The 13541-nt window shown below is 71.9% G+C and carries 12 protein-coding genes; 8 read left to right on the forward strand and 4 right to left on the reverse strand.

The genetic code is table 11. The annotated features are described in order from the left end of the window. Nucleotides 1–1587, reverse strand: coding sequence for a histidine ammonia-lyase (hutH, locus tag MRBLMI12_RS01050; protein WP_363353131.1), 1587 nt, complete (start codon nt 1585–1587; stop codon nt 1–3). Between the two features lie 61 nt (nt 1588–1648). On the opposite strand from hutH, the gene MRBLMI12_RS01055 reads away from it, so the two are divergent. The 3 genes from MRBLMI12_RS01055 to MRBLMI12_RS01065 all read left to right on the forward strand — a co-directional run bounded on the left by MRBLMI12_RS01055 (nt 1649) and on the right by MRBLMI12_RS01065 (nt 4405). Continuing rightward, nucleotides 1649–2473 (forward strand): IclR family transcriptional regulator, encoded by an 825-nt coding sequence (locus tag MRBLMI12_RS01055; protein WP_363353133.1) that lies wholly within the window; start codon nt 1649–1651, stop codon nt 2471–2473. A gap of 61 nt (nt 2474–2534) precedes the next feature. Next, nucleotides 2535–3122, forward strand: coding sequence for a winged helix-turn-helix domain-containing protein (locus MRBLMI12_RS01060; RefSeq protein WP_363353135.1), 588 nt, complete (start codon nt 2535–2537; stop codon nt 3120–3122). Further along, a complete protein-coding gene (locus MRBLMI12_RS01065; protein WP_363353137.1) occupies nt 3119–4405 on the forward strand; it encodes an MFS transporter in 1287 nt (428 codons plus the stop codon). The genes MRBLMI12_RS01060 and MRBLMI12_RS01065 overlap by 4 nt, the downstream gene beginning before the upstream one ends. Nucleotides 4406–4459: 54 nt before the next feature. Here the strand turns inward: MRBLMI12_RS01065 and MRBLMI12_RS01070 are convergent, their stop codons facing one another. Both MRBLMI12_RS01070 and MRBLMI12_RS01075 read right to left on the reverse strand, forming a co-directional pair. Then, nucleotides 4460–4942, reverse strand: coding sequence for a YbaK/EbsC family protein (locus MRBLMI12_RS01070; RefSeq protein ID WP_363353139.1), 483 nt, complete (start codon nt 4940–4942; stop codon nt 4460–4462). Between the two features lie 9 nt (nt 4943–4951). Beyond that, nucleotides 4952–5749, reverse strand: coding sequence for a methyltransferase domain-containing protein (locus MRBLMI12_RS01075; RefSeq protein ID WP_363353141.1), 798 nt, complete (start codon nt 5747–5749; stop codon nt 4952–4954). Between the two features lie 192 nt (nt 5750–5941). Here MRBLMI12_RS01075 and MRBLMI12_RS01080 point away from each other — a divergent pair, with 192 nt between their 5' ends. From MRBLMI12_RS01080 to MRBLMI12_RS01090, 3 genes are all read left to right on the forward strand, one after another. Then, nucleotides 5942–7027 carry a Glu/Leu/Phe/Val dehydrogenase family protein gene (locus MRBLMI12_RS01080; RefSeq protein WP_363353143.1) on the forward strand — a complete coding sequence of 362 codons (1086 nt, stop codon included), beginning with the start codon at nt 5942–5944 and terminating at the stop codon, nt 7025–7027. 175 nt (nt 7028–7202) lie between these two features. Continuing rightward, entirely contained in the window at nt 7203–8795 is a 1593-nt protein-coding gene (locus MRBLMI12_RS01085) for an AMP-binding protein (protein ID WP_363353145.1), read from the forward strand. Between the two features lie 88 nt (nt 8796–8883). Continuing rightward, entirely contained in the window at nt 8884–9798 is a 915-nt protein-coding gene (locus MRBLMI12_RS01090) for a ZIP family metal transporter (protein ID WP_363353147.1), read from the forward strand. A gap of 135 nt (nt 9799–9933) precedes the next feature. On the opposite strand, the gene MRBLMI12_RS01095 is transcribed toward MRBLMI12_RS01090, so the two are convergent. Beyond that, the gene (locus tag MRBLMI12_RS01095) at nt 9934–11190 is read right to left on the reverse strand and encodes a glutamyl-tRNA reductase (RefSeq protein WP_363353149.1); all 1257 of its coding nucleotides are present in this window, start codon (nt 11188–11190) and stop codon (nt 9934–9936) included. Nucleotides 11191–11207: 17 nt separating this feature from the next. On the opposite strand from MRBLMI12_RS01095, the gene hemE reads away from it, so the two are divergent. Further along, nucleotides 11208–12266, forward strand: a complete 1059-nt coding sequence (gene hemE / locus MRBLMI12_RS01100; RefSeq protein ID WP_363353151.1) for a uroporphyrinogen decarboxylase — start codon at nt 11208–11210, stop codon at nt 12264–12266. After that, on the forward strand, nt 12259–13479 hold the full coding sequence (locus MRBLMI12_RS01105; RefSeq protein WP_363353153.1) for a protoporphyrinogen/coproporphyrinogen oxidase: 1221 nt from the start codon (nt 12259–12261) through the stop codon (nt 13477–13479). The genes hemE and MRBLMI12_RS01105 overlap by 8 nt, the downstream gene beginning before the upstream one ends. Nucleotides 13480–13541 lie beyond the last annotated feature (62 nt).

The raw sequence follows: 13541 nt of genomic DNA on the forward strand, positions 1-13541 counted from the left end.
TCACTCCTTCGTGGTGGTCTGGTAGGCGGTCCGTGCGACGGCTCCCGACGCGACGAGCGTGGTCGCCGCCTCGATCTCGGGCGACAGGAACCGGTCGGGCCCGGGACCCCCGGCGACGGTGCGCACCAGGTCGCGGACGGCGCCGGTCGCGGCGGCGGGTCGCAGGGGTGCGCGCAGGTCGAGGGCGCGGGATGCCGTCAGCACCTCGATCGCGAGGACGCGCGAGAGCCCATCGATCGCCCGGCGCAGCTTGCGGGCGGCGGCCCACCCCATCGACACGTGGTCCTCCTGCATCGCAGACGAGGGGATGGAATCGACGGATGCCGGTACCGCGAGTCGCTTCAGCTCCGAGACGATCCCCGCCGCCGCGTACTGGGCGATCATGAACCCCGAGTCGACGCCCACCTCGTGCGCGAGGAACGGCGGGAGCCCATTGCTGCGGGCCGGGTCGAGGGCGCGGTCGGTGCGGCGCTCCGAGATCGAGGCGACGTCGGCGACGGCGATCGCGAGGAAGTCGAGCACGTACGCCACGGGAGCCCCGTGGAAGTTGCCGTTGGATTCGACGCGCCCGTCGTCGGTGATGACGGGGTTGTCGACCGCGGCGGCGAGCTCTCGCGTGGCGATCATCAGCGCGTGGTCGGCGGTGTCGCGCGCGGCGCCGTGCACCTGCGGCGAGCACCGCAGCGAATACGCATCCTGCACACGCGTGCAGACGGCCGGGTCGCGGTGCGACGCCACGATCGGCGAGCCGGCGAGGACGGCACGCAGGTTCGCTGCCGACACCGCTTGGCCCACCTGTGGGCGCAGTGCCTGCAGGTCGGCGGCGAACACAGCGTCCGTGCCCAGCTGCGCTTCGACCGACATGGCCGCAGTGACGTCGGCGGTGTCGAGCAGCACCGAGATGTCGTGCAGCGCGAGCAGCAGCATCCCGAGCATGCCGTCGGTGCCGTTGATGAGCGCGAGCCCCTCCTTCTCACGGAGCACCAGTGGTGTGAGGGATGCCGAGGCGAGGGCGTCTGCGGCGTCGACCTCGTCGCCGTCGGCGTTGCGGACGCGCCCCTCGCCCGTCGCGGCGAGTGCGACGTGCGACAGCGGGGCGAGGTCCCCCGAGCAGCCGAGCGAGCCGTACTCGCGGACGATCGGGGTGATGCCGGCGTTGAGCATGCCCGCGTAGGTCTCGACGACGACCGGGCGCACGCCGGTGTGGCCGGTGGCGAGGGTCTGCAGCCGCAGCAGCATGAGGGCGCGCACGACCTCGCGCTCGACCTCGGGTCCGGTGCCGGCGGCGTGCGAACGGATCAGGCTCGCCTGCAGCTGCACGCGGCGCTCGGCGGCGATGAAAGTGGTGGCGAGCGCGCCGAAGCCTGTCGAGATGCCGTAGTGCGGCTCGGGGTCGTCGGCGAGTCCTTCCACGAGGGCGCGGGCGGCGGCGACGCGGTCGAGTGCTTCGGGCGACAGGGCGACGTGCGCGCCGTGCCGGGCGACGGCGACGACGTCCGCGGGGTTGAGGGGCGCCGCGCCGACGGTGACCGCACCGCGGGTGAAGGCAGCGGTGTCGCTCGCGGGAGGGGGCGTGACGGTGGTCATGCTCCGATTCCACACCGCGGGACTGCCGCGCGACAGCAGACCGTGCCATCCTGTGTCTGTCATGCCAGACAGCCAAGATTCCTCGCCCGACCGGCAGCCGGCTGCCCCCGCACGCCCGCAGGTGCCCGCCGCCGACCAGACGCTGCGGATCCTGACGTTCCTCGCACGTCAGCGCGGACCGGCGCCGGCGAGCGTGATCGCGACGGCGCTCGGCATCCCGCGCTCGAGCGTGTATCACCTGCTCGCCACTCTGCAGGAGCACCATTTCGTGGTGCACCTCCCGGAGGAGCGGCGCTGGGGCCTGGGCCTTGCCGCCTTCGAGCTCGCCGGCGGCTACTCGCGCCAGGAGCCGCTCGCCCGTCTCGGACGCCCGGTGCTGGCCGATCTCGTCGATCGCGCCGGCGAGAGCGCCCACCTCGCCGTGATGCACGGCCGCGACGTGCTGTACATCGTCGAGGAGCGCGCACCGCGCAGGCCCGCGCTTGTGACGGACGTCGGCGTCCGCCTGCCCGCGCACCTCACCGCGACGGGCCGGGCGATGCTCGCGGCGCTTCCTCGCGAGCAGGTGCGGGCACTCTTCCCGGATGCCGCGGCCTTCGCCGATCGCACCGGCCGCGGCCCCCGTCGGCCGAGCGAGCTGCGCGAACTGCTGCGCGACGTGCGGGTGCAGGGCTGGGCCTTCGAGGACGGCGAGGTGACACTCGGGCTCGGGTCGGTCGGCGTCGCCGTACTCGACCACGTCGGCTGGCCGATCGCGGCCATCGCGGTCACCTATCCCGCCGAGGGCGAGCGCGACCCGGCGGCGTTCGCCGCTCTCGTCGCCCCCATGGCGACGGAACTCGGCCGGCGGATCCGCGGCGCACGTCCCGCGAGACCAAAACTCTGAAAGGCTCTTGCAGATCTCTCCACCGAAGCGCATAATCTGAAACGACCTTTCAGATTGGACGATGATGGCCGACCCCGAGATCAGACGCACGATCACCGACCCGGCGGCCCTCGACGCCCTCGCCCACCCGGTGCGCCTCGACCTGCTGAGCTTCCTGATGTCGCACGGTGCGGCGACCGCCTCGGAGTGCGCGCGAGCGGTCGACGACAACCCTTCGAACTGCAGCTATCACCTCCGCGTGCTGGCCAAGCACGGTCTGGTCGAGCCGGTCGAGTCCGACGACGGCCGCGAGCGCCCGTGGCGTGCGACCATCACCGGCCTGAGCCTCGATCTCGACTCCGACGACCCGTCGGTCGTCGCCAGCGCGACGGCGATGCTCGAGGCCTCCATCCAGCTCGACTACCAGCTGGCCCGCGAGCATGTGCGGCGCCGTGACCGCATCGAGGGTCCGTGGCGAGATGTCGACGCCCACGCCCAGTACGGTCTGCAGGTCAGCCCGGACGAGCTGCGGTCCATCGTCGAGCGCATCGACGCCATCGTCCGTCCCTACATCGCGGCGACGCGGCAGGACGCTCCCGAAGACGCCGCTATCGCGAATCTCTCGCTGCTGGCGTTCCCGCGCCCGACCTTCGGCGAGGCCGCGAAATGACCTCCCGCACCGCCTTCGCGATTCCCGCGTTCCGCCGGCTCTGGGCAGCCGGGCTCATCTCCGACACCGGCGACTGGCTGCTGTTCATCGCGCTTCCGCTCGTCGTGTTCCAGCTCACCGGCTCGGCGCTCGGCACGTCCATCGCGTTCCTGCTGGAGCTCGTGCCCGCGGTCGTGCTGGCGCCGCTCGCCGCCCGGCTCATCGGCCGGTTCGACCGCCGTTGGATCATGGTCGCGGTCAACATCGGCCAGGCCCTCGCGCTCCTCCCCCTCCTCTGGGTGAACGAGGTCGCCGACCTTCCGCTGGCGTACGCCGTCATCTTCGTGCACGCTTCGCTCAGCACGCTGTTCGAGCCGGCGAAGAACACGCTGCTGCCCGATCTCGTCGACACCGAGCGGCTGGTCTCGGCCAATGCGCTGATCGGCCTGAACCAGAACCTCGGCAGGCTCATCGGCGGCCCGCTCGGCGGCATCCTTCTCGCGGTCGGGGACCTGGGCCTGATCGTCGCCGCCGATGCCATCACGTACATCGTCTCGGCGGTGCTCATCGCGACGCTCCCCGCGGTGAAGACAGCCGTGCATGACGCCGGCAGCGCCGACGCGCCCGTCGATGCCGCCCGCCCCGACACCGCCGGCGCGCGACCGGTCGGTCTGGTCGAGGCGCTGCGCATCCCGCGGCTGCGCGGCGCGTTCGCGGTGATCCTCGTCTCGAGCGTCGCCCAGGGCATGTTCCTCGTGCTCTTCGTGCTGTTCGCGCTCGGCCCGTTGCGGGGGTCGGATGCCGACGTGGGCCTGCTGCGCGGCATCCAGGCGGTCGGCGCGGTCCTCGCGGGCGTCGTCCTCGGGTTCATCGCCCGCGGATCGTCGCCGCGGGCGCTCACCGCGGCCAGCCTGTTCGCGTTCGGCGTCCTCTCCCTCGTCACCTGGAATCTTCCGACGGTCACCACCGAGATCTGGCCCTACGTCCTGCTGTTCGCGGCTGTCGGGGCGCCGGGGGTGATCATGATCGCCGGCCTGATGAGTGTGCTGCAGGAGCAGTCGGAGCCCCGTCAGCGAGGCGCCGTGTTCGCCGCGGTCGGGCTGGTCGGCGCCGTCGGGCAGGCGCTCGGCATCCTGCTGGGAGCTCTCTCCGACGGCGCGATCGGGCTGCTTCCGCTGCTGGAGGCACAGGGATGCCTGTACCTGCTGAGCGGCGTGATCGCGCTGCTGTGGCTCCCCCGCGCGGCGGATCGCCCGACGCCGAAGGCGGAAGGCGCCACGGATGCCGTGAGCCGCACGCCGTAGGCAGCGGCGATCGTCTGCCGCGAGATCCTGCGGGGGTGACGGCCTGGCGCGCGCTCAGTCGACCTTGGCGACCGTCCCGTCCGTGAGGCGCACGAGTTCGTCATACGTCATCGGGAAGACGGTGTGCGGGGTGCCTCCGGCCGCCCAGATCTCGGGGTGGCGGGCAAGGTCTTCGTCGACGATGGTGCGCAGCGGCGACGGATGCCCCGTGGGAGCGACACCGCCGATCGCCTGACCGGTGGCCTCGCGTACCTGCTCGGGGGTCGCACGCTGGATCTTTCCGAGGCCGAGCCGCCCGGCGAGCGCGGCCGTGTCGACGCGGTGGGCGCCGCTGGTCATGACGAGGAGGGGTGCGCCGTCGCAGAAGAACACCAGGCTGTTGGCGATCGCGCCCACCTCGACTCCGAGCGCCGCGGCCGCCAGGGCTGCGGTGGATGCGGCATCCGGGAGCACCACGATGTCGCCGGTGATGCCGACGGCACGGATCGCATCGTGGACGAGACGGCTGCGGACAGGAAGCGAGGCGGGCGTCGTCATCGGCTCAGCCTAACGACGCGGCCCGTGGGCGAGGATCTCGCCGTGCGGCATGAGCAGCCAGCCGTCTTCGGTCGCGGCCCACTCCCGCCAGCCGTCCGAGATGCGCTGCAGCTGCGCGTCGTCGGCGCCCGTCGCGCGCGCCGAGTCGGCGAACGCCGACTGCAGCACCCGGTCGGCCCACATCCCGCCCCACCAGGCGCGGTCGGAGTCGTCCTCGAACAGCCACAGCGACGCCGTGGCACGGATGTCGGTGAGCCCCGCGTCGCGCGCCCACGCCTTCAGGCGACGACCGGCGGCGGGCTCACCCGCGACGCTCCGGTGGGTCGTGAGGTAGAGCGCGAGCCATTCCTCGAGCGCCGGGATGAGCGGGTACCAGATCACGCCCTCGTAGTCGACGTCGCGCGCGGCGACGAGTCCGTCGGATCCGGCGACGCGGCCGAGCTCGCGCAGCATGTCGATGGGCCGGTCGACATGCTGCAGCACCTGATGGGCGTGCACGACGTCGAACTCGCCGTCCGCATACGGCAGTCCGTAGGCGTCGCCGACCTCGAACGACAGGCCGGGAGCCGCGTGATCGGCGGCCGCCTGCGCGACCACATCGGCCGAGGCGTCCGTCCCGACGACGCGTCCGGGCGCCACCCGCGTCGCGAGGTCCGCCGTGATCGAGCCCGGTCCGCTCCCCACGTCGAGCACCGAGACGCCGGGCCGCAGGTGCGGCAGCAGGTAGGCGGCGGAGTTCTCTGCGGTGCGCCAGCGGTGCGACCGCAGGACGCTCTCATGATGACCGTGGGTGTAGGCGTCGGGCATCCATCGATGCTATCGACGGCGCGCACTCTGCTGACACCTGCGCAGCGTGCTGCGAGCCGACCGCGCATTCTGCCCACTCGCCGACGGCAGGCTTGAACAATCCGACGAACCGGTGTCCAATGGGGGTGGATGGCGCAACGCCGCGTCGTCCGCAGCGCACTGCCCACGAGGCCCGCCGAAGGAAGTATCGCGATGACGCACACCGTGCCCACTCTGCCCCTGCCCGATTTCGCACACGAGCGGGTGGAGGTGATCACCGGACGACGCAGCGGCCTGTTCATCACCGTCGCCCTGCACTCGTCTGTGCTCGGCTCGGCTCTCGGCGGCGCACGCCTCTGGACGTATCCGCACTGGAGCGACGCGCTCGGCGACGCGTTGCGGCTGTCGGCCGCCATGACGCTCAAGAACGCCGCGGCCGGTCTCGACGCGGGTGGCGGCAAGTCCGTCATCGCCCTTCCGCCCGGCACGACGCTCGACGCCGACCGGCGTCGGGCCGCCTTCCTCGACCTCGGCGACGCGGTCGAATCGCTGCACGGTCTGTACCGCACCGCCGAGGACGTCGGCTCGACGACCGACGACATGCTCGTCGTCAGCGAGCGTACGGAGCACGTCGTCGGGCTGCCCGACGCCGTCGGCGGCTCGGGCGAGCCCGCCGGGCCTACGAGCCTCGGGGTCTACGAATCCCTCCGCGCGACGCTCGAGCGCGTCGCCGGCACCGCCGACGTCGAGGGTCACCGCATCACGATCTCGGGCCTCGGTCAGGTGGGCAGCCGTCTCGCCGTGCGGCTGTCGGCCGAGGGTGCGCGTCTCACTGTGACCGACGTCAATCCGGCCAAGCGCGATCTGGCGGCCGAGCTCGGCGCCGACTGGGTCAGCCCGGGCGAGGAGCACCTCGTGCCCGCCGATGTGTTCGTACCGGCCGGCATCGGCGGCCTGCTCACGGATGAGGTCATCGACGCGCTCGACGCGAAGGCCGTGTGCGGACCCGCGAACAACCCGCTCGCCGATCACAGCGGTGCAGGGCGACTGGCCGGGCGCGGCATCCTGTACGCGCCCGACTTCGTGGTGAATGCGGGCGGTGTGATCTATCTCGACCTCGAGGCGAAGCAGCTCGGCTCCCGCACCGAGATCATGGAGCGGGTCGGCCAGATCGGCGACACCGTGCGGCGGATCTTCGACGAGGCCGAGTCGCGTGGGGTCACCCCGCTCGAGGCGGCAGAGGGTCTCGCCGCCGAGCGGCTCGCCGCAGGCGGCCGTCAGCCCGCTCTCGCCCACTGAGGCAGGCGGCACCCGGCCGTCGCGGCGATGGCGGTCGGGTGCACCGGCTTGACACTGCGTTCCACGCATCGCGGAATCGCGTACCAGGATCTGCGATCGGGGTGACATGATGGTCGCACGGCGCGGCCATGGCCCGCCCACGGCGACTTCACGCCGCCCGATCAAAGGAGATCCGGTGTTCACCAGCCCCCGCCCCGATGTCGAGATCCCCGAGCTCAGCATCTACGACTACCTCTTCGCGAGCCTGACGGACGAGGATCTGGGCCGCGTCGCGCTCATCGATCCGTCCACGGGCGCCGAGACCACGTATGGCGCACTTCGTGGGCAGATCGATCTGTTCGCAGGGGCCCTTGCGGCCCGAGGCGTCGAGGTCCACACGGTCGTCGGCCTGTTGTGCCCGAACGTCCCGGCGTTCGCGACGGTATTCCACGGCATCCTGCGTGCGGGTGCGACCGTGACGACCGTGAACTCGCTCTATACGGCGGGCGAGATCGAGAAGCAGCTGAGGGATGCCGGGGCGACGTGGCTCATCACCGTCAGCCCGCTGCTCCCCCAGGCCGCGACCGCCGCCGAGGCGGTCGGCATCCCGCACGAGCGCGTCATCGTGCTCGACGGCGCCGCGGGGCACCCGAACCTGCGTCAGTTGCTCTCCGAGGGGGCGCAGGCTCCCGAGGTGTCGTTCGACCCCGCAACGCATGTCGCCGTGCTGCCCTACTCGTCGGGCACGACCGGCATCCCGAAGGGCGTGATGCTCTCGCATCGCAACCTCGTCGCGAACGTCGCGCAGTGCCGCGTGGCGCTCGATCTCAGTGAGAGCGACCGCGTGCTGGCGGTGCTGCCCTTCTTCCACATCTACGGCATGACGGTGCTCCTCAATCTCGCGCTGCGTCAGCGGGCGAGCCTCGTGACGATGCCGAAGTTCGACCTCGCCGAGTTCCTCACGAACATCCAGAAGTTCCAGTGCACCTACCTCTACATCGCGCCGCCGATCGCGGTCGCGCTGGCCAAGCACCCGATCGTCGACCAGTTCGACATCTCGAGCGTGCACACGGTCTTCTCGGGGGCTGCGCCGCTCGACGGCGAGACGGCCGAGACCGCGGGTCGTCGCATCAACGCCCGCATGATGCAGGGGTACGGCATGAGCGAGCTGAGCCCCGTCTCGCACGCGATGCCCACGGATCGCTACGACATCCCGGTGAGCTCGGTCGGCGTGATGCTGCCGAACACGCTCAACAAGCTGGTCGATCCCGAGACGGGTGAGGAGATCACCGAGGTCGGCGCCGACGGCGTGACGAAGCCGGGCGAGCTGTGGGTCAAGGGACCCAACGTGATGCTCGGCTACCTCAACCAGCCCGAGGCGACGGCCGAGACCCTCGATGCCGACGGCTACCTCCACACCGGCGACGTGGCGGTGTACCACGAGGGTGGATACTTCTCGATCGTCGATCGCGTGAAGGAGCTCATCAAGTACAAGGGCTACCAGATCGCCCCGGCCGAGCTCGAGGCACTGCTCCTCAGTCACCCGAAGGTGATGGATGCCGCGGTCATCGGTGTCCTGGATGAGGACAAGCAGGAGATCCCCAAGGCCTTCATCGTGCCCGCGCCCGACTCGGGGCTCACCGAGGAGGAGGTCATGGCGTTCGTCGCGGAGCAGGTGGCCCCGCACAAGAAGGTCCGTCGCGTCGAGTTCATCGAGGCGATCCCCAAGTCGAGTTCCGGCAAGATCCTCCGCAAAGATCTGCGAGCTCGGGAGGCCGCGACCGTCTGAGCCGGTTCGGGGTCGTCGAGCGGCGAGCGCGTCGAGTGCGTTCGTCGCGCCTCGCTCGTTCCCGGATCGCGGCGACTAGGTTGGCGCCATGGATGGCGTGTGGCTCGCAGCGCTCAGCGGTCTCATCGGTGGCGGGACGCTTCTCGTCGGCGCTGCGGTCGCCTGGTTCGTCGACATCCCCCAGCGCCTCGTCGCCGGCATCATGGCGCTCGGCGCGGGGGTGCTCATCTCGACGCTCGCGTTCGAACTCGTCGAGGAGGCGGCCGAAGACGGCGGGCTGGTCCCGACGACCGTCGGCTTCCTCGGCGGTGCGATCCTCTACATCGTCGCGGATCAGCTCGTCTCTCGCCCGAGGAAGCACAAGACGCCCGCGGGTGGTGCACGCACGGCCGGCACGCCCGCGGGGGCAGCCCGCGCCGACGGTGCGCCCGCGGCCGATGCACGCGCAACCCGCACGCCCGCGGCCGATGCACTCGCGGGTGATGCCATCACGCGCGGTGCGCCCCGACGTCCTGCACCTCTCAGCGAGGTGCCCGCCAACATCGCCGCGCGGCGCGCCGCGGGGGCGGCGGGCAGTGCCGGCGTCGTGATCGCGATCGGTGCCTTGATCGACGGCATCCCGGAGTCGATCGTGATGGGGTTGTCGGTCCTGCAGGGTGGAATCAGCATCCCCATCGTTGCGGCGATCGCGATCAGCAACATCCCCGAAGGCCTGGGGTCGACGGCGGCTCTGAAACGCGGCGGCCGCCACGGCCGGTTCGTCGCTCTGCTGTGGCTCGGGATCGCCCTGGTGACGGTGGTCGCTTCGGTTTCCGGGTATGTGCTGTTCCAGTCGGCGTCACCGGATGTCATCGCGCTGATCACGACGATCGCCGCCGGCGGCCTGCTGGCGATGGTCTGCAACACGATGATCCCCGAGGCGTTCGACGAGCAGCACGCGCTCACCGGGCTGTGGGCGACGATCGGGTTCCTCGGCGCCTTCCTCCTCCACGAGCTCGCCTGAGTCCTCACCCGGCTCGCCGGTTACCGCGCTCCCGGTCGCTGAGCGAGCGCCGGCGAGACGAAGCGCACACCAGTCGCCGGTCGCTGAGCGAGCGCCGGCAAGACGAAGCGCAGCACGCGCTCCGCACAAGTCGGATCAGGCGCTGGCCCAGAGGTCGTCGTCGTCTTCGGCATCCGCGACACCCGGCGTGTCGATCGACAGGCCGTGGAGCAGTTCGAGCGCAGAGCGCGCCTCGTCGATGCGTCCTTCGACGGCGAGTTCGCGGATCCGCACTGACGGCTGGTGCAGCAGCACACCGGCCAGGTGACGAAGGGCCGCCTCGACGTCGTCGCCGGCGCCGCGCGAGCGCGCCCGTGCGATCTCGTCGTCGACGATCTTCAGCACGTCTCCGCGCAGCGCGCTGATCGCCGGCCCGGCGAGGCGGTCGGCGTGGAACTCGGTCGCGGCGTCGCCGACGATCGCCCGCGCATCGGCGTGCGCGCTGAACTCCTGGAGCGGAGCGTGCAGGCGAATGGTCTCGAGGTCGAGCAGCTCGACGGCTTCGACGGCGCCCACGGCGGGGTCGACGTTGCGGGGAAGACCCAGGTCGATCACGAGCACCCGGTGTCCGGGCACGAAGGCGTCGGCGTGCACCACGGCGTCGGCGGTGCAGGTGATGACGACGTCGGCCTCGGCCGCGGCGGCGGCGAAGTCCGACACCGGGATGAGCCCGTGCTGCGTCGCGAACGCCGGCGCGCGACCCGACGGAGAGAAGACGTGGATGTCGCCCGCACCGCGAGCGCGCAGCGCGTCGACGGTGCGGGAGGCATAGCGTCCCGTGCCGACGAGCACGACGCGGGCGGCCGCCCAGTCGGCGATGCGGCTGGAGGCGAGTTCGAGGGCGAGGCGCACGAGCGAACGGTGCGCGCCGCGCAGCTGCGTGCGGTTGCGCACGCCGCGGCTGGTGTGGGTGGCCTTCTGGAAGAGGCGCTCGAGCTCGCTGCTGGTCATGCCGTCCGCGCGGGCGGCGTCGAGGGCACGGCGCACCTGGCCCGAGATCTCGTCTTCGCCGACGACCATCGACTCGAGTCCGCTGGTGACGGCGAACAGGTGGGCTGCGGCATCCGCTCCCTGGTGCACAGCGACGGACGCGCGCAGCAGGTCGACGGAGACGTCGGATGCCGCGGCCATCGCCTCGACGACCGACTCGACCGCGACGGCCTCGCCGCCGGTGAGCGGCTCGTCGATGTCGAGATAGGCCTCGAACCGGTTGCACGTCGCGAGCACGACGGCGCCGGAGACGAAGAGCTCGTCATCCACGAGAGCGCGCGTCGCCGTGGGCGCTCCCACAGAGAGACGCTCCAGGATGTCGAGGCTCGCGTTCCGATGGTTCGCGGTCAGACAGAGGAGCACGAGCCTAATCTTAACGTGTGTCTTTGCATGTCTCTCACCCTTCCGTTCTTCAGAGAAACGATCCCCCTCCGCTGATACGTGCGTATCGCGGTGAGCGGCCGGCCAGGACGCCGGTGTGGTTCATGCGCCAGGCGGGGCGCTCCCTGCCCGAGTATCGCGAGCTGCGTGTGGGCACCGACATGCTGGACGCCTGCCTGAACCCCGAGCTCGCCAGCGAGATCACGCTGCAGCCCGTGCGTCGACACGGCGTGGATGCGGGCATCTTCTTCAGCGACATCGTGATCCCGGTGCGCCTTTCGGGCGTCGACGTGCACATCGTCGCGGGGCGCGGTCCGGTTCTCGAGAACCCGGTGAGGACGGCGGCGGATGTCGCGGCCCTGCCTCCACTGGACCCCGAAGCGCTCGCGCCCATCCGTGAAGCGGTCGCCCTCACCGTCGCGGAACTGGGCTCGACGCCGCTCATCGGCTTCGCCGGCGCCCCCTACACGCTGGCGTCGTACCTCGTCGAGGGCGGGCCGTCGAAGGAGCAGCTCAGGACTCGCGCGCTCATGCACTCCGACCCCGCGACGTGGTCGGCACTGCTGACGTGGTGCGCCGAGATCACCGGTGCGTTCCTCGCCGCACAGATCGAGGCGGGCGCGTCCGCGGCGCAGCTCTTCGACTCATGGGCGGGCTCCCTCAGCCTCTCCGACTACACGCATCACGTCGCGCCCTTCTCGGCGCGCGCCCTCGAGCCGGTGCGCGACCTCGGCGTGCCCCTCGTGCACTTCGGGGTCGGCACCGGCGAGCTGCTCGCCGCGATGCGCGACGTGGGCGTGGACACGGTCGGCGTCGACTGGCGCCTCCCCCTCGACGAGGCCGTCCGGCGCCTCGGCCAGGACGTCTCGGTGCAGGGCAACATCGACCCGGCGCTCCTGCGCGCCCCCTGGCCGGTGCTCGAAGCCCACATCCTCGACGTGCTGGAACGCGGCCGTGCGGCCCGCGCCCACGTGCTGAACCTCGGCCACGGCGTTCCGCCCGACACCGACCCGACCGTGCTCACGCGCATCGTGGAGTTCGTCCACGCGCATGGCTGAGTCCACGGCGCCCGGACGCTTCTCTGTCGTCGGCGGCGGCGTCGCGGGCCTGGTCGTCGCCCGCCGGCTCGCGGCCGCAGGCGCTGCAGTGACCCTGTTCGAGGCATCCGATCGCCTCGGCGGGACGGTGGCGCGGCACGAAGTGGGCGGGATCGCGCTGGATGCCGGCGCCGAGAGCTTCGCCGTCCGCGGCGGGGTCGTCACGGCCCTCCTCGCGGAGCTCGGCCTCGCCGACGACATCGTGGCTCCCGCGCCGGGACCGGCGTGGCTCCAGCCCGTGATCGGCGACGCAGTGCCGCTGCCGGCGACCGCGCTGCTCGGCATCCCGTCCGACCCGCTCGCCGACGACGTGGTGCGCGTGATCGGCAGACCCGCCGCGGAGCGGGCAGTCGGGCGCGACGCTCGCCCGCTGGGAACGGTGCCGTCGACACTCGGCGCCCTTGTCCGCGACCGCTATGGCGACGACATGCTCGACCTCCTCGTGGCCCCTGTGGTTCACGGCGTGCACTCGCAGCACCCCGACGAGCTGCCCGTCACCCGCGCGCATCCCGGGCTCCCCGACGCCCTCACGAGCGCCGGATCGCTCGGCGGCGCCGTCGCGCAGCTGCGCGCCGCCGCTCCCCCGGGCGCGGCGGTCGCCGGCATCCGCGGGGGTGTCAACCGCATCGTGCCGGCACTCGCCGAGGATCTCGCGCGCCTCGGCGGCGACATCCGCCTCCGCGCCCCCGTCGACGACCTCGCGACGCTCGACGGAACGGTGGTCGTCGCGGCGCCCAGCCTCGCGGCGCCCGCCGCCCCAGGGCGACGCATCGACCTCGTGACTCTCGTCGTGGAGCAGGACGAACTGGATGCCGCACCCCGCGGCACCGGGCTGCTCGTCGCCGCAGGAGCACCGGTGGGCGCGCGCGCCCTGACCCATGCCACCGCGAAGTGGGCGTGGCTGCGGGACGCCGCCGCCGGCCGTCACGTGCTCCGTCTGTCGTACGACGCCACCCCCGCCGATCCCGTCGCCGCCGCGCGCGCCGACGCCGAGACGCTCCTCGGCGTGCCGCTGCCGGTGGTCGTCGGTGCCGCACACGTCTCGTGGGTGCGGCCCGCCGCCGCGACTGCACCCGCCGGGCTCACCGTCGTCGGCGAGACCGTCGCCGGGTCTGGCCTCGCCGGCCTCATCGCCCACGCCGAGCGCACCGCCGCCGGCCTGCTCGCCCGCTGAGCCCGCCGCCGGCCTGCTGAGCCCGCCGCCGCCCCACCCGCCCGCTGAGCCCGCCGCCGGCC

Origin of the sequence: Microbacterium sp. LMI12-1-1.1 (genome assembly GCF_040676455.1) — a bacterium.
In the GTDB taxonomy this organism is placed as follows: Bacteria; Actinomycetota; Actinomycetes; order Actinomycetales; family Microbacteriaceae; genus Microbacterium.